Here is a 16,562-nt window from a genome sequence, read left to right as displayed (position 1 = left end):
CTTCGGCGGCGGATCGTCATAAGGAAATTTTTCACGAAAATCATAAGGATAGAGTAAATGTTTAATATACAATACGACTGCAGTAATTATAACACATTCCGGGTAAAACATTATATATTTCATATTCCGTTATATCCCCGCATAGTCAGAAAAGCGCAGTGCGTACCTGCCACTATAGCCGTACTGTAACGATAACCACGCCACATAATTAAAAAAATCTGTATATGTTTCGATGTCTTCATAGACATTCATAATTTGTCCGGTTGTACTTTTTACTTCAAAAATTTTGTCCATACCTGTCCTCCCACATATAATACTCATATTCTTTATTTTATTATAACATTATTTGTTATAGTTGCAATGGTGGTGCCTAGTATATGCAAGGAATATCTAATCATACTTATCAGGATCTGATTCAGGATCTATCGTTCATCATCAGGAAAACCGAAAATAAGTGCAAATTTCACGTTATCAGAGTTGGAGCATCTACTATACAAAAAACGTACTATGCTTAGAAAGGTATATTAAAAATGAAGACTTTAGATGAACTAATTTGCTTTGTATGTAGGACTTCTATATAATTCATTTGTAGTGTCACTTGATATTTTTTCTTTTAAAAGCCAATATGGCTTTCCGGAGAAAGGTGAAAATTTATGACGAATGAGATGCTTATTTGGAATGAAAGAATACGGCTTTTTGAATCCGGAAAAATCGGTGGTACGGGAAGAATGATAGAACTTCATGCGGAAGATGGCACGGTGAAAAAAATGGAAGAGCCAGAAAAAATTCACAGTTACAGCCGGTGGCAGGAATACGGCTATCAAGTGAAAAAAGGAGAAAAAGCGGTCAGCACCATTGAAATTTGGAAGTATGCACAGAAAAAAGGAAGATTCAGACAAAGACGGAGAAGATGCTGAGGGAAGCGAAAGAGTGTTTAAAAAGAAAGCATTTTTCTTTCGGTTTTCACAGGTAGAACCAATACGGAGGGCAGAAGATGAATGTGAAAAAGTATGATGTTAGAGTAAGGGAAAGCCGGATACCGTATCTTGTAGCGGTAGGAAAGACAAGGATTACCGATGAAGATATGTACTAGTCTCCAAAACGGATAGCAGATGTGATAGGGACGGTATACCATGCGGACCGATTGCCGGAAGAGCATATGTTTTTGCTGTCGTTCATAACCATCCGAGTGGAGACCCAAGTCCAGCAGATGCAGATATTAAAATAACAGAACAAATTGCCATGGCTGCCAAGGTATGCGGCGTCGATATGTGCGACCATATCATTATAGCCGGGGCACGGAAAAATGCGTATTTTAGCTTTCGTGAGAATACGGGTATTTTGCAATAATTCGCACAGGCTAAGTGATGCGGGTACAGGGGAGCCCCTGTGCCCGCGAGGGAACCCCCGATGCTCCCCGGCCCGCCTGGGCCGCGCCCGTTCCCTCGACCCTCCCGTAAAAACTTTTTGCTAAAAAGCTATCAAAAATCCATATATATTTGACAATTATTGCGGAAAAGAGTATTATTCAAATTGGATTTTGTTACAAAGATAAGGTCAATAAAATTAAGCGCATATATAATGAGAATATGGGATTCCTTTTATGTTACAGTGGGACCACACACTTTCAAAGTGTATTCGCATGAGGGGAGAAATACCATGAAAAAGAAAAAGTTACTGTCGTATATCTTGTCTACAAGTCTATTGATTTCTCTTACATCCAATCCAGTTTTGGCTATGACTGGGGGGGCAAATATCGATCAAGAGATAACATCTGTACAGGAAAATCAAGATAATAATTCCAATCAAAACAAAAAAGATCAGGAGTCAGATTCAAAGGATATTTCAGATTCCAAAGACCAGGATGATGAACCATCATCGGATACTCCGGATAAATCGGAAGAAGACTCTGATAGCGGGGACAAAGAATCTGATCAGGACAAGGGTTCAGATAAATCTGAAAAAGGATCTGCTGCTGATGATCTGAATAAAGATCATAAACAGGATGATCCGGAATCGGAGTCAGATAAAGGCAAGGATTCCACAGATTCTGACAAATCAGATAAGGAAGATGATAAAGATCCGGTAAAAGAAGATTCATCTGAGAAAAAGGATGATGTATCCGATTCAGATTCCACAGATCAGGAAAAGAAAGATACTGAGAATGAAGATAAAACTGGTGAGAAACAGGAAGATGATTTAGAAACATCTTCTGGTAAGAGTGATTCTTCATCAGAGACCAAAAAAGAAGAGGAAGAAGCAGATCCGGATTGTGCCCAGTTGGAAGGCTGCGTGAATGGGAAACACGATAAGGATTGTCCTTTGTATGAAGAAGATGTGGATTTGCTTCCAGATCTGGAATGTGCGCATCTGGAGGGATGTGTTGGCGAATTCCACGACAAGGATTGCCCGCTTTATGAGGAGACGGATCCTGAGAAAGAATGTCAGCATCTGGCTGGCTGCGTGGATGGTAAACATGATCCAGATTGTCCATGTTATAAAGAAGCAGATCCGTTGATGCTTGCTCGTGGCGTTCAGGTATCGGATGTAATCTATCTTGATGCGTCCGGAGACGATACAAATAATGGTACAAGCGCAGAGACAGCTGTTCAGACCTTAGAAAAAGCTTATGAAATAGCTGAGGATGGAGATACCATTTATTTGCTTTCTGATATTGTGTTACATCAGCCAACGGTATTAACGGGTGATAAGTCTGTGACCATTGAAAGCGCTTCTGATGATGAAACACATACAATTACATATGCAAGTGCCACTTCACCTAAACCAACAGATGAAAATTACATGATCAAGATAGGTAATGAAGCAGGCACCCAAGTTCAAACGCAAGTGGTACTTGCGAATTTGGTGATAGATGCTAAAACCCAGGATATGCGGTGTCTAAGAGTTTGCTCTGGCGCCAGTCTGACTCTGGAGGATGGCGCAACCGTAACAAATGGACGGGCAATCTCTCAGGATGCAGACACGGGATGTAACGACTGGGGCGGTGGTATTGTGGTAGATGGCAATGCAACGCTGACGATGGAAGATGGATCTGAAATTACAAATTGTTCTGCAGAGTGGGGCGGCGCAGTTTACGTAAGCGGTGAAATGGTAATAAATGGAGGCGAGATCAGCAATAATACAGCAGTTGGAGATATTTTTAAGATTAATGGAGCAAATAGATCTGCAAGTGCACATGGTGGTGCTATTATGGTCCGGGCATGTAAGGCAGATTATGATAACACTTATAATGAACCGGCGAAACTTATCATGAATGGAGGAGAGATTAAGGATAATGCGGCTACTGCGGATGCCAGTGCATTTGGTGGTGCTATAGCAATCCTTGGGGCACCACATGCATCGAATAAGCCAAATGTGTTTGAAATGTCAGGAGGCTTAATTTCAGATAATCATGCGGTTGATGGTGGTGCGATATCTGCTTATATTGCGGATAATTATTGGCAGGGAAATGTAGAGATTCAGATTTCAGATGATGCTACTATAGAAGAAAACAAAGTAAGACGTTCTGGTGGTGCCATCTATTTGAATAGCAATAATGCAGGAAACTATACAAATAAACTGGAAATAACAGGTGGTACTATTTCTGAGAATAAGGCTGTCAATAGTGGAAGCAAAGGCGGCGGTATTTATTTATCGGGACAGGGTGACTTGCTATACCTGGTAGATGGTAAAATTGAGAATAATGAGGCAGGTATGGGTGGAGCCATCTCGATTAATTCATCAGGAGAGAAAAAAGCGAAAGCCTGTGTACTTGGGGGTACAATTGCGGATAACAAAGCTACAGACGGATATCCAGCGCAAGATACTCAGCCGGAACGGTATTATTATGGCAATGCGATTGATCAGAATGGTGAGTTGTACCTAAATGGCATAAGTGCGGATATCCGTGGAGACATCCGGATTAAATGTGATGCAGTTGGAAGTAGTATTTTCACAAATCGCTTTGTAACATTAGTTGGCGCGTCGGAAGATATGAATGATTATGAACTTTCTTCTGATCAGGCTGGATCGGTAGATGGAAGAGCGGTTGTTGTGCCTGGTAATGTTACGTATGATGGAATGGATTATGAGGTTGCGGATGCTGAGCCGTATGTGTCCCATTTTAAGCAGAACCATAAGAGAATCGTTACTAATACGGATTATAAGAATCAGGTTCCAACAGGTACGAATCATGAAAAGAGCCTGGTTCTGTATGGAAAACATGCTGTGGAAATCACCCCGATGGATATTACCAGTTACGTCGGTGGAAATGGGTATGATGGTGTGATTGGTTCTGATGGTCAGTTTGCTACAAATGATCTTCCAGAGATCGGATTTTACCTGACACTTCCGGATGAATTAAATGAGCTGCTTGGAAGTACGCAGGAAGAACCGAAAGACCTTAGTGACTATGTTGCCCTGACTTATAACGACAGTTCTAACCGCACAACGCGTGACTGGGCTTTACAGTTATATGGAGAAGAGGACAGCAGTCTGGCAAAGGTAGATGGCCAGCATGTTTATATTTACAAGCTGATGTCGAGTAAAATAAATGGCACGGCTGAGCAGATACCGCTTCGTATGCAGTTTACGGATGAAGCTGGCAATGTTATGGTAGATTCCAAATTCCCTGTCAATGATACAGACCAGTTCCGTGACTATAAAGTTGATTTTTATTCCGGAGATTTGGATGCAAAGTTTTATAACGTTACCGTCCAGGTTAATGGCAGCACGCAAACATATCCGGTCATTTTGAACAGCGGAAGTTTGAAAGTACGTGGAAACAAGGATCAGACCTATCGGGATATTTCCGATACCATGCCAAGTGTGGATCCGCAAAACAAAGGAGTTATCCTGGCAGAGACAGCACAGGATAATACGCAGTATTTCATTAATAAAAGCAATGTGAATGCAGACCCTGTAGGAGTAAAACTTCTGGTTGATCACAGCCTTGATGATACGCTGTTGACTGCTTACCTGAATCAGAATAAAAATGCGGATGGTAAATATGTTTATCAGTTCAGGTACCTTGACCTGGTTGATACACATAACGGAAACGCATATATGACGATGGCAGGTGGTCAGAAGATGAACATTTACTGGCCGGTTCCGGAAGATGCGAAAGAAGATTCTACATTCCATATTGTGCATTTCGGAGGATTGAACCGAGAGAGCAATGCGGATATGAATGATTTACTGAGAAATCATATTCCGGAAGAATTATCCAGTGAAAAAGTTTTCATTGACGGTCAGGCGTTCATTAAGTTTTCGGTTGGAAGTTTTTCACCGTTTGCCTTGATGTATGAAAATGGCAGCACATCCGGTAATGGAGGAAATTCCGGTAACAGCGGCACATCGAATGGAAATAATGGTTCTTCTGGTGGAGAAAGCAGTTCATCTGGCAGTGGAAGCAGCGGTGGTCACAGTTCCAGCGCTGGATCCGTTACTGCAGGAACCACACAACAGGAAAAGCCGGAAGAAACTAATCTGGCAGAAAATGTATCTGCAGTGGATAATACAGACGAGATAAAAGAAGAAAATCAGGTTGAAACTGCACTTCCAAAAACAGGTCAGTCAGATAACTGGTCTGCAGTGCTTCTTTTCAACAGCGCAATCCTTCTTCTTTTCACCTGTTTTTTTAAGAAAAAAGAACACTAACAAAAAAATGAAGCTGGGCAGCAAAAGTTGCTGCTCAGCTTCTTACAAAGCAAAAGAGCGTATATATTGCGAGAATATGTGATTCCTTTCTTCATTGGGACTATTTAATTTCAAAATACATACATTCGGAGTAAGAAAGGAATAATATGAAAAAGAAAAAATTATTATCGTACATCTTAACTACAAGTCTACTGATCTCTCTTACTGCTAATCCGGTATTATCCATGGCCGAGGAAACAAATCTGAGCCAGGAAATTACGGTTGATCAAGATAATCCTGATCAAGATTCTAAATCCCAGAACATTTCATCAGAAAAAAATGCAGACTCAAAAGATAAAAACGAGAACGATGGATCAGACCGTGGTGATGAAATAGAACCGTCTGAAGATGGAAAAACAGAAGATCTGCAGGAAGATGAAGACAAAGCCAATTTATCTTCTGGAAAAGATGAAAAGCCGGATCTGAATGGATCGGATGGTGACCAATCAGAAGAATCGAAGAAAGATTCGATAAATGATTCTTCTGAGGAAGACTCTGATCAGGCAGATGCAGACTATGGCAGATTGGACGAAGATGAAAATATTGATCCTGATTTTAGTCAGCCAGTTGAAAATCCAGAGGAATCTTCTAGTGCTGCAGGTACTACTGCAAATTCTGGAAGTACTTCGGGCGGTTCTGGAACATCGAAAAAGAATGATGCTGATTTAGATGAATGTGAGCATTTAGAAGGTTGCGTGGATGGCAAACATGATCCAGAATGCCCGTTATATGAAGGAGAAGTGGAACTGCCGTCAGAAGCCGAATGTGCGCATCTGGAAGGGTGCGTTGGTGAACTTCATGACAAGGACTGTCCGCTCTATAAGGAGCTGAATGCTGCACTTTCAGCAAAACTTCCTTTGGCAGTACAAGAAAATATTTATGAAGATGTTTATATCACTGTTGATGGAGTCGAGTATCGGTTTGATTTTTATCCAGATACTCACGAAGCAACATTGACAAGGATAACAAATCCAAATGCAACTACAGACGTTGAAATACCGGAAAAAGTAAGTTATCACAATGAAAATGAGAGCGATGATGAAGAATATACGGTAACAAAATTAAGCCTTAGCTTTTGGGCGCCTACGTGTAAAAATGTTACTAAGCTGAATATACCAGACACCGTAGAAACATGTAACAGTTATTTTAGATGTTTTTCTAACTTAGAAGAAATTACAATTCCAGGATCGGTAAAAACATTTTCCGGAAGCTTTCAATCTATGAACCATTTGAAAACTATAACTTTTGAAGAAGGTGTAGAAGAACTTGCCGGAAATTTACCGTTAAGGAATTGTGCTGTAGAAACAATTCATTTACCAGATAGTTTAAAAAGAATCACTGTACCTGGTGCGTTTTCTGGTGCTTCAAAATTAAAAACGATAGAACTTCCAGAAGGAATTGATATTCGTGAAGGAAGCTTATTTGCAGAAGATAGTTCACTTGTTTCAATAACATTGCCTGCGTCAATTACAAAAATCAATGATTCCATGTTTAAAGATTGCAGTAGTCTGGAGACTGTAACTGCAGAAGGAACCATTACAGAAGTAGGTCAAGAGGCATTTGAAAATAACACAAAGCTGACCAATATTCCAGATCTTAGTCAGGTCACATCCATGGGGACTTTTGCATTTTCTGAATGTAATAATCTGAAAGGCGAAGTTAATTTAGCAAGTTTGAATGATATTCCATATCGTGCTTTTTTAAATACACCCATTGAATCGGTTGTTTTGAGTGACAGTCTGCAGAAGATTGATGATGAGGCATTTTCAGGTACTAAAATAGCCTCGATCACATTTCCGGAATCACTGACAGCCATTGGAAGTAAATCTTTTGCAAATACTCTGCTGAACCAGGATACCTTAATCATTCCGGATAATGTGGCAACGATTGGATCGTCTGCGTTTTCTGGCGCAACCATCAAAAAACTTGTTTTGGGAAGTGGTTTGACTAATACATCAAATAATGAATTTGCAGGGATAGATGGATTGGAGTCTGTAACGGTTCAAAATAGTTCAGATGTATTGAATCTTTCCAATGCAGGTCTGCCGCAAAATGTAACCATAAATTATACGATTCCATCTATTTCAGATACAGTAGGTGATACGATTTCCAGTGAGGCAGGTGCTCCAAGTCTGCAGAAAGCTGTAGACACTGCAGCGGATGGAGAAACCATCAAAATTAAAAAAGATATTAAGCTGAGCAGTCAAGTTACGATTCCACAAGGAAAATCGATTACAATTACTTCTGATGATGATTATACGATTGTCGGCGTAAAAGACGGTACTAAGCCGGAAAATTTATTTGAAGTGTTAGAAGGAGCAAATGTTATTTTTGCCGGGAAACTTATTTTATCAGGTAGGTATAATGATAAGAGCATTATAAAGAATCATGGTACCGTAACGATTACAGATGACGTAACCGTTCGGGATGCAACCATAAAATATGATGAAACCGGTGCGCTGGAAAATAGTGGGACCAATGCGAAACTTGTTATTTCAGGCGGGCAAATCACAAACAACAAAATCATAAATCATGCGGAGTATAGTGCGACAGTCCTGATCAAAGATGGTGCTGCTTTTGAAATGACTGGTGGCAGCATTCAAGATAATAATTCTGTTAATGCAAATTACTCCCATTCCACTGGTGGCGTGTTCTTTTTTGGTGCGAGCAAAGGGGAAATGTCAGGAGGACGCATTCAAAGGAATATTGGACATCGCGGCAGCGTTGTAGTTCTTAGCAATGACCGCGATGCTGATCAGCAAGCAGCGTTTACGTTATCTGGTGATGGATTGATCACAGAAAACAGTGGTACTTCCGGTAATAATGTTGATGCAGGTGGGGCTGTATTTATAGAAAATAATGCAGTATTTGAGATGACCGGTGGAAAGATAACGAATAATCATTTCATTCAAGGCGGCGGAGTTTGTGTCGTGGATGATGGAGTACAAGACAGCACAATTGAAGAATATGGCACTGCGTTTGTAATGAATGGAGGTACAATATCTGGAAATCACGCATCCACTGGTGGCGGAATTTATAGTTTTTCTAACGGAACCGTTCTCAATTCTGGAAAAATAGTAAATAATACGGCAGGTATTTCAGGCGGAGGTATTTATTCCGAGGGAACACGTAATAACGGCTACAGTTCTATGCATTTATATAATGCGATTGTTACAAATAATACAGCCCAACAGGGAGGTGGCCTGTGGTTTTGCGCAACTGGTACCACAACCCTGAATATCAAAGATGGTATTGGCATCTTTGAAAATAAAGCGGTGGAATCAGATGATAAAGCAGCCGGTGATGATCTGGTATTTAGTGTTTTCGGTAATGGCGATCCTGACTATACAGCTACATTATCAAGTCGTATGTTAGGTGGCGGTGCGATCCAGTGGTATCCGGATGGCAAAATATATAATGGAGTCACCTCATCTTATCCAAGCGTGATTTCTGATATACGCTATAATAAAGATGATCCAACAAGTACAGCATTGGAGTCTGGAAAACTGGCAGATATTCAGACGAGTCAGGCTTTAAAAACGATAATGTCTGCGGATGCACAGAATCTGGCAGAGAATGAAGCACAGTTATTCATAGAGGGAAATACAGCAAAATATGGCGGAGGCATCGGTGCAAACGGAGGTATTATTGTAGGAGAAGATGATACGATTGATATATCGGTCAAAAAGGTCTGGAACAATGCCCCGCTTCCGGAACGCCGGATTCGGTCACGGTTCGCCTGATAAATGAGGGACATGTGATTGACCGGGCTGTTTTAAATGCAGCAAATAACTGGGAGTATCAGTTTGAGGATCTTCCGGAAGGATATTCTTATTCTGTATCAGAAGTTGTTCCTGCAGATTATACGCCAACGGTATCTGGAAATCAGACAGAAGGATTCCAGATATTGAATACCTATACTCCTGGAACACCTGCAGAACCGGAAAAACCGGATAATGGAGGAACAAATCCTGGAAATTCAAATCATGGATCAGGAGGTTCTGGTTCAAGTGGCTCTGGCAGTTCAGGAGGATCTGGAAGCAGTACAAGAACGGCACAAGTTGTTGAAACAACTCCGGTTGAACCGGTAAAAGAAGATATACAGCCGGTTCCAGAAGATATTCAACATGAAGATTTTGCTTCCGAAGCTAATATTGCGCTTCCAAAAACCGGACAGGCACCTAACCAGTCCGCACTTGTATTTTTCTCCAGCGCATTGCTTTTACTTGTTACATTGATTTTCAAGAAAAAAGAAGACTAATAAAGAAACTTATGATTTTCAGATCCTTATGGGGCTGGTAATAGGAAAGTGCTTGTGTGAGAATATCCATCAAGCACTTTCTTAGTGTTGCGTTAACATATCAAGCAGTATAATCATTACGGACTGTTTGTCAACAAGATTTACAATTTTGTTTTATGGGGGAAGGGATGAAAACGATGAAAAGATCGACGATGTTGTTTTATGTTATGTTTTTTGGGACTCTTGTTATCGTTCTCATTTCCTGCGTCAGCTGCGGATACAGCAGAAAAGGTTGTACGGGTTGGATGGTATGAAGATTCTTACAATGTTACAGTGGGATTTTTAACTTGTACTTCACGATCATGCAAATTTATTTGAATCTTAATATTGATTATATAAAGAAATTTGTGTATAATTTTGTTATCATATAAGGGGGTGTTTTTATGCCAACAATCAAATCCAGTGCTGATCTAAGAAACAATTACAATGAGATTTCAACTCATTGCCACACTTACACTGAGCCAGTTTTTATCACTAAAAACGGAAAAGGTGACCTTGCCGTGATGAGCATTGAAGCCTACGAAGCACTAACAAGCCGCTTTGAGTTATACGATCAGATTAATGAAGGAATGGATGATATTAAATTCGGAAATACACGACCGTTTTCAGACGCATTATCAGAGATCCGGAAAGGACGTCGTAGATGAGTTATACAATCCACATCACTGCAACAGCAGAGAGAGATCTTCTGAAAGCAGCCGACTATATAGAATTTTCCCTTAAAAATCCGGATGCTGCAGACCACTTACTGGATACTGCAGATGAACAAATTTCTTCTTTAGCTGAAATGCCTCAGAGATATCAGCTCGTAGATGATCCGGTCTTATCCAGTTGGGGAATCCGTTTCATAAAAGTCAATAACTATCTGGCATTTTATACTATAGATGAAAATAAACAGTTAGTAATCATCGTGCGTTTTCTGTATCAAAAAAGTAACTGGGCTTTTATCCTTCATCACGGGGTTCCGCTTCAATAAAACCAAATGGCCAACTTAAAAAGAAAACAGGCTATCTCTTCGGAGATAGACCTGTTTTTTTATGGATTTTTCAAAAAGGGCGTGTGAAAAAATGATTTCTCATTTTTTTACACGCCCTTTTTGGTTATACAATAAGATATGCAACACGCAGTTCAGAAAATTCCTACCTACGACAATTTCCAGATATCCTTGTTGTACTGTGCGATTGTCCGGTCGGAGGAGAAGAATCCAGCCTTGCTGATGTTAACGAGCATCTTCTTCGCCCATTCGGTGCGGTCGGTGTAAGCGGCATAGGCCTCTTCGCGGGTCTTTACGTAATCCTGGAAATCCGGGAAGGTCATGAACCAGTCTTTGTTTAACAGCTCTTTGTAGAGACGTTCCAGGTTTTCTTTCTGGCCGATCTTAAGCAGTTCTTTTCCGACGATGAAATCGACAGCGGCTTTTAAGTCTTTGTCTTTCTCGTACCAGTCTTTGGACGTGTAGTCACCGCGCTCGTAGCGGGCAATGACCGTCTCGGAGGATTCGCCGAAGGTGAAGATATTATCTTTGCCGACCAGCTCTGCAATCTCTACATTTGCGCCGTCCATGGTGCCAAGGGTCAGGGCACCGTTTAACATGAATTTCATGTTGCCTGTTCCAGATGCCTCTTTGGAGGCCAGGGAGATCTGCTCGGAGATGTCGCAGGCCGGAATGAGCTTTTCAGCCAGGGTTACATTGTAGTTTTCCACCATGAAAACTTTCAGGTGTGGACTTACCTTTGGATCTTTGTTGATAAGTTCCTGCAAACATAAAATTAAGTGGATAATGTCCTTTGCAATAACGTAAGCGGGAGCTGCTTTGGCACCAAACAGTACGGTAATTGGTGTTTTCGGGATCTTTCCGGCTTTGATCTCTAAGTATTTGTGGATGACATAGAGGGCATTCATCTGCTGGCGTTTGTACTCGTGCAGGCGTTTTACCTGGATATCGAAAATGGAATCCGGGTTTAACACCAGCCCCTGGGTCTCTTTTAAATAGGAAACCAGCTGTGCTTTCTTTTTGGTCTTCACCTCCAGAAGCTTGTTCAGTACAGCCGGATCGGACACGAAAGCGCCCAGTTTTTCCAGCTCCATGGCATCTTTTTTCCAGCCTTCCCCGATGAGAGAGGTGATGAGGGCAGAAAGCTCTGGGTTGCAGGACATGAGCCATCGGCGGAAGGTGATGCCGTTGGTCTTGTTGTTGAAGCGCTCCGGATACAGCTTGTAGAAGTTGTTCAGCTCCGTATTTTTCAAAATCTCGGTGTGCAGGTAGGCAACGCCATTGACGCTGTAGCCGTAGTGGATATCCATATGAGCCATGTGCACCAGTCCGTTCTGGATGATGTAGGTGCTCTCGTCCTTTACGGTAGCGCGGATGCGGTTGTCCAGCTCGCGGATGATCGGCATCAGCTGCGGAACTGCTTTTTCCAGGAAAGAGATCGGCCATTTTTCCAGGGCTTCTGCCAGAATGGTATGGTTCGTGTAGGCGCATACTTTGGAAACGATGGAGATCGCTTCATTCATTAAAATGCCGTGCTGGCCTAAAAGGCGGATCAGCTCCGGAATGACCATGGACGGATGGGTATCGTTGATCTGAACGGCAGCGTACTCAGCAAGGTCATGCAGGTTGGAACCGCGGGCGATACACTCGTCTAAGATCAGCTGGGCTGCATTGCTGACCATAAAGTACTGCTGGTACACGCGCAGCAGGCGTCCTTTGTCATCGGAATCATCCGGGTAGAGGAAGAGGGTAAGGTTTTTCTCAATCTCGGTTTTATCGAAGTCGATGCCATCTTTGACAATGCTCTCGTCCACGGATTCCAGATCAAAGAGGCGCAGGCGGGTGGAGTGGTTGTCGTAGCCGGTCACATCCATATCGTAGAGGCAGGAGGTAACTGTAAAGCCGCCGAACGGAACCTGGTAACTGGTCCCGGTTTTGGTCAGCCAGCTTTCTTTTTCCATCCACGGGTTCGGGGTTTCCTGCTGGAGATGCTTTTTATCAAAAACCTGCTTAAACAGGCCGTAATGGTAGTTTAAGCCGACACCATCGCCGTTTAAGCCGAGGGTGGCGATAGAATCTACAAAGCAGGCAGCCAGACGGCCAAGACCGCCGTTTCCAAGAGATGGCTCCGGCTCCAGTTCCTCAATCTCTGCAAGGCTCTTGCCAGCAGCTTCCAGTTCTTTTTTGACTTCATCGTAAAGCCCGAGGTTGATGAGGTTGTTGGAGAGCAGCTTGCCGATCAGAAACTCTGCGGAGATGTAGTAGAGTTTGCGCCTGCCGGAAGCAGGCTTCTGACTGGAAGTGTCCGGTTTCCCGGCAACATCGTTTTCTTTCTCTTTCGCAAGTTTTTTTACCTGCTCCAAAAGGCAGAGGTAGATTTCCTCATTGGTGCAGGAAGCCAGTGGCTTCTTATATTTTTCTTTTACAGCGTTTGTCAGATTCATGATGGTTAAAAACTCCCTTCTCTGAAGTGTGAGGCATGTTGCTGTTCGCAGGTAGGAATTTTCTGAACAGTAACGAATGGATCACAGAAACAAAAATTTGTTTTTATTATAACAAAGTCATGCCGGATTGTGCAACCCAAATTGCAGACAGAAAGCCAGGCAAAAACCAAGTGAAAAGTCAGATTGCCAGTTCGGCATGAACAGGCAGTAAAATTAAAAATCTCCAGGTTTTACAGAGTCTGGCAGCATGGACCGATAGCGGCGTTTTCCTTTCTGCTGCTGATAATCCGCCTGAATGTGTTCGCAAAGTTCCGGACTGGAATACAGCTGTTTTGCAGCAGTAAATAAAATCCGTGCTGCATAGTGCATCCCCTTATGGGCCAGAGGACTTTTTCCCTGGCTACGATCTGCCAGGTATGCAGGGCGCAGCCAGTGGCTGCGGTTGCGACACCAATGAGACCGGTGGGAACCTGCCAGCTCACATCGCCTACATCGGTACTGCCAAGGTTGATGGTCTGGTCTGCAGGAAGAATCTCTGTATCAATCGAAGCGAGGGCAGAAGCAGCTTCTTCTCGCATGGTCTGGTCTATGGAAGCAGCGTCAGCGGTGCCGGACAGCTCCGGCAGCAGCATAAACTTCGCTGCATACGCATAATCTTCCTCCGTATACTCGGGTTTTTCCGTTTCCTGCATCGCCGCCATCATTAGCTTTTCCATAGCCGGAACCGATAACAGATCTGCATAAGCACTGACCGTCCGGTAAGAAACCTTGGTTCCGGTCATCAGTGCAGCCCCTTTTGCCACGTCGCTGACGCGGTCATAAAGCTCGGCAACGTAGGAGCTTTCCGGTGCCCGCAGGGCGTAGAGAAGGGTGGCAGCGGCAGGAACGATGTTCGGTGCGTCACCGCCGTCGTTTAAGTAGGCGTAGTGCATGCGGGCATCCGTTTTTACATGTTCCCGCAGGTAATTGACACCCACATTCATCAGCTCACAGGCATCCAGAGCGGAGCGGCCGAGCTCCGGGTGGGCGGCAGCGTGGGCGCTTTTTCCGGTGAAGTCGAAGATGACGCGGATATTGGCCAGAGCTTCTTTGATCAGGCCGGTTTTGGAACCAGGGTGCCAGGCCAGGGCAAAGTCCAGAACGTCAAAACAGCCGGAGCGGGTCAGGAATGCTTTTCCGGCACCGCCTTCCTCTGCCGGGCAGCCGTAATAGATCACGGTTCCGCTAAGCTGTTCTTCTTCCAGCCAGTCTTTGATGAGGCAGGCAGTCTCCATGGTGCCGGTACCGAGCAGGTTGTGTCCGCAGCCGTGACCTGCTGTGCCGGGGCGGTCTGACTGGCGTTCACAGGCATTGGCCGTCTGGTTCATGCGGGGTAGGGCATCGTATTCGCCCAAAAGTCCAATCACGGGGTGACCGGAGCCGAAGCTTGCGGAAAATGCGGTGGCAATACCGCCAAGATTTCGCTCTATAGTGAAACCATTTTTTTTCAGAAAATCAGCCTGCAGTGTGCTGGAACAAAATTCCTGGTAACGGGTTTCCGCAAAGTCCCAGATCTGGTCGCTGATGGATTCAAATTGCTGTTCAAACTGTTGTCTGTTCATGATGAAAAGAAACCTCCGGCTATATGATTTTTGTCTGAATCTTTACCATATTTTCTGTGCCATATTATAGCATTTCTGTTTGGGTTTGAAAACCGGGACTTTGCCGGCGCTTCGCATTTCAGAACGGCAAAAGCTGCTGTCCAGACGGTATTGTACGGAAGTTTCAGTTCAGAAAAATTCCGTCGCGGAACAGTAACATTTTGTATCTGTTGTTGTGTACATTTTCGTTATATAACATTTACAGAAACGAAAAAAGTTGTTACAATAAAATGATAATCAGAAAAATAGTTAGGCTGACTATCTAAAAAGGAGCGTGCAGATGATGGGAATGGAAAACAATGTATATGGGGAACTTTTGCTGGGCCTTCAGTTGGAAAACCAGAAAATTCTTCTGACCAGCCTGCAGGAAGACGGTACACTGGAAAAGCATATTTATGAGCCGGGAAGAGAGGAAGAAGCTGTCGAGGCATTGGCACAGCAGGCAGCGTTTGAAAAGAAGGTATGCATTCTGGGATTTGAGCAGGAGCAGAAGCGTGCACAGGGCAGCGAACCGTACCGTACGAAAGAAAACGGGCAGGATGACAGACCAGATTGTGCGAAAAACACCTGTCATGGTAGCGGAACGGATGATGCGAAAGACGCCGGACAGAATGGGAAAAAGTGGATCGCGGAGCCGTTTTGCAGGGAAAACCGTATGCTGATCTTTGGCGGCGGTCATGTTTCCCTGGCTCTTGCAGAGTTTGCAGCCCGCACCGGGTTTTCCGTGACGGTGACCGATGACCGGCCAGCCTTTGCCAATAAGCTGCGTTTCCCAACCGCAAAGGAAGTGCTCTGTATGGATTTTGAAGCGGCAATTGAAAAGCTTGGTGTCAATTCATCGGACTTTGCGGTTCTCTTAACAAGAGGCCATCGTCATGATGGTGTCTGCCTTAAGGCACTGGCCAAACAGCCGCAGACCGCATATCTTGGCATGATCGGTTCCAGAAAGCGCGTCCGGGAATTAAAGGATACGCTGGAGGAGGAAGGCATCAGCAGAGCGTGGCTGGACTGGATCCACACTCCGGTCGGACTGGATATCGGTGCAGTGACACCGGAGGAGATCGCAGTGGCAATCCTTGCAGAGACCATTCAGGTAAAGCGCAAACCGGAGACAGAGGGCGGCAGAAAGGTATCCCAGTCGGATATTGATATGGAAGTCATTCATGATCTGGCAGAGCCGGATGAAAAGTTCGCGGACCAGAAAAAGCAGTGATCACTATTTTGGGCACCAAAGGTTCGACACCGAGAAAAGCCGGAGCCAAGATGATCGTTTATGAGACCGGCCTTATTCAGGGAACCATCGGCGGCGGCTGTGCGGAGGCAAACCTGATGCAGCATGCCAGAGAGGTTATCCGCGATGGTATTTACCAGATCCGGCATGTGGATATGACCGGGAAAGCAGCAGAGGAAGAAGGCATGGTCTGCGGAGGCGTGATGCAGGTATTGATCGAACGGGATGATTTCTAAAAAAATGTTAGGAAAACTTT

12 protein-coding genes are annotated in these 16,562 nt (G+C 43.7%); 9 read left to right on the top strand and 3 right to left on the bottom strand.

The window, feature by feature from the left end:
- Positions 1-129: 129 nt before the first annotated feature.
- Entirely contained in the window at positions 130-294 is a 165-nt protein-coding gene (locus DXA97_RS20330; RefSeq protein WP_154106756.1) for a hypothetical protein, read from the bottom strand.
- A gap of 359 nt (positions 295-653) precedes the next feature.
- Between DXA97_RS20330 and DXA97_RS16500 the strand changes: the two genes are divergently transcribed.
- The 7 genes from DXA97_RS16500 to DXA97_RS16470 all read left to right on the top strand — a co-directional run bounded on the left by DXA97_RS16500 (position 654) and on the right by DXA97_RS16470 (position 10,973).
- A complete protein-coding gene (locus tag DXA97_RS16500) occupies positions 654-917 on the top strand; it encodes a hypothetical protein (RefSeq protein WP_118721146.1) in 264 nt (87 codons plus the stop codon).
- A gap of 211 nt (positions 918-1,128) precedes the next feature.
- Positions 1,129-1,350 carry a JAB domain-containing protein gene (locus DXA97_RS22445; RefSeq protein WP_118721145.1) on the top strand — a complete coding sequence of 74 codons (222 nt, stop codon included), beginning with the start codon at positions 1,129-1,131 and terminating at the stop codon, positions 1,348-1,350.
- Positions 1,351-1,659: 309 nt separating this feature from the next.
- A complete protein-coding gene (locus DXA97_RS16490; protein ID WP_118721144.1) occupies positions 1,660-5,658 on the top strand; it encodes a hypothetical protein in 3,999 nt (1,332 codons plus the stop codon).
- A 146-nt stretch (positions 5,659-5,804) separates the two neighbouring features.
- Complete coding sequence (locus tag DXA97_RS16485; protein WP_118721143.1) at positions 5,805-9,440, top strand: leucine-rich repeat protein; 3,636 nt, start codon at positions 5,805-5,807, stop codon at positions 9,438-9,440.
- A 14-nt stretch (positions 9,441-9,454) separates the two neighbouring features.
- Positions 9,455-9,958: a Cna B-type domain-containing protein gene (locus tag DXA97_RS16480; protein WP_118721142.1), complete on the top strand. Its 504-nt coding sequence runs from the start codon at positions 9,455-9,457 to the stop codon at positions 9,956-9,958.
- A gap of 422 nt (positions 9,959-10,380) precedes the next feature.
- Complete coding sequence (locus tag DXA97_RS16475) at positions 10,381-10,644, top strand: type II toxin-antitoxin system prevent-host-death family antitoxin (RefSeq protein ID WP_118721141.1); 264 nt, start codon at positions 10,381-10,383, stop codon at positions 10,642-10,644.
- The gene (locus DXA97_RS16470) at positions 10,641-10,973 is read left to right on the top strand and encodes a type II toxin-antitoxin system RelE/ParE family toxin (protein ID WP_118721140.1); all 333 of its coding nucleotides are present in this window, start codon (positions 10,641-10,643) and stop codon (positions 10,971-10,973) included. The genes DXA97_RS16475 and DXA97_RS16470 overlap by 4 nt, the downstream gene beginning before the upstream one ends.
- Positions 10,974-11,140: 167 nt before the next feature.
- Here DXA97_RS16470 and DXA97_RS16465 read toward each other — a convergent pair whose 3' ends face one another.
- Both DXA97_RS16465 and DXA97_RS16460 read right to left on the bottom strand, forming a co-directional pair.
- Positions 11,141-13,435 (bottom strand): glycogen/starch/alpha-glucan phosphorylase, encoded by a 2,295-nt coding sequence (locus DXA97_RS16465; protein WP_118721139.1) that lies wholly within the window; start codon positions 13,433-13,435, stop codon positions 11,141-11,143.
- A gap of 230 nt (positions 13,436-13,665) precedes the next feature.
- Positions 13,666-15,036, bottom strand: coding sequence for an amidohydrolase (locus tag DXA97_RS16460; RefSeq protein WP_118721138.1), 1,371 nt, complete (start codon positions 15,034-15,036; stop codon positions 13,666-13,668).
- Between the two features lie 319 nt (positions 15,037-15,355).
- Between DXA97_RS16460 and DXA97_RS16455 the strand changes: the two genes are divergently transcribed.
- Both DXA97_RS16455 and DXA97_RS16450 read left to right on the top strand, forming a co-directional pair.
- Complete coding sequence (locus DXA97_RS16455; protein ID WP_118721137.1) at positions 15,356-16,288, top strand: XdhC family protein; 933 nt, start codon at positions 15,356-15,358, stop codon at positions 16,286-16,288.
- Positions 16,285-16,542 (top strand): XdhC family protein, encoded by a 258-nt coding sequence (locus DXA97_RS16450; RefSeq protein WP_118721136.1) that lies wholly within the window; start codon positions 16,285-16,287, stop codon positions 16,540-16,542. The genes DXA97_RS16455 and DXA97_RS16450 overlap by 4 nt, the downstream gene beginning before the upstream one ends.
- The last annotated feature ends 20 nt before the right edge of the window (positions 16,543-16,562 follow it).

The organism is Clostridium sp. OF09-36 (assembly GCF_003481985.1).
Classification (GTDB): Bacteria; Bacillota; Clostridia; order Lachnospirales; family Lachnospiraceae; genus Brotaphodocola.
Note: the sequence above shows the minus strand (reverse complement) of the source record. Positions and strands in the feature narration are given on the sequence as shown.

What these genes read in the sequence shown, in the direction of transcription:
- DXA97_RS20330 (WP_154106756.1), bottom strand. Translation starts at nt 294, where the DNA reads ATGGACAAAATTTTTGAAGTAAAAAGTACAACCGGACAAATTATGAAT.
- DXA97_RS16500 (WP_118721146.1), top strand. Translation starts at nt 654, where the DNA reads ATGACGAATGAGATGCTTATTTGGAATGAAAGAATACGGCTTTTTGAA.
- DXA97_RS16490 (WP_118721144.1), top strand. Translation starts at nt 1,660, where the DNA reads ATGAAAAAGAAAAAGTTACTGTCGTATATCTTGTCTACAAGTCTATTG.
- DXA97_RS16485 (WP_118721143.1), top strand. Translation starts at nt 5,805, where the DNA reads ATGAAAAAGAAAAAATTATTATCGTACATCTTAACTACAAGTCTACTG.
- DXA97_RS16475 (WP_118721141.1), top strand. Translation starts at nt 10,381, where the DNA reads ATGCCAACAATCAAATCCAGTGCTGATCTAAGAAACAATTACAATGAG.
- DXA97_RS16470 (WP_118721140.1), top strand. Translation starts at nt 10,641, where the DNA reads ATGAGTTATACAATCCACATCACTGCAACAGCAGAGAGAGATCTTCTG.
- DXA97_RS16465 (WP_118721139.1), bottom strand. Translation starts at nt 13,435, where the DNA reads ATGAATCTGACAAACGCTGTAAAAGAAAAATATAAGAAGCCACTGGCT.
- DXA97_RS16460 (WP_118721138.1), bottom strand. Translation starts at nt 15,036, where the DNA reads ATGAACAGACAACAGTTTGAACAGCAATTTGAATCCATCAGCGACCAG.
- DXA97_RS16455 (WP_118721137.1), top strand. Translation starts at nt 15,356, where the DNA reads ATGATGGGAATGGAAAACAATGTATATGGGGAACTTTTGCTGGGCCTT.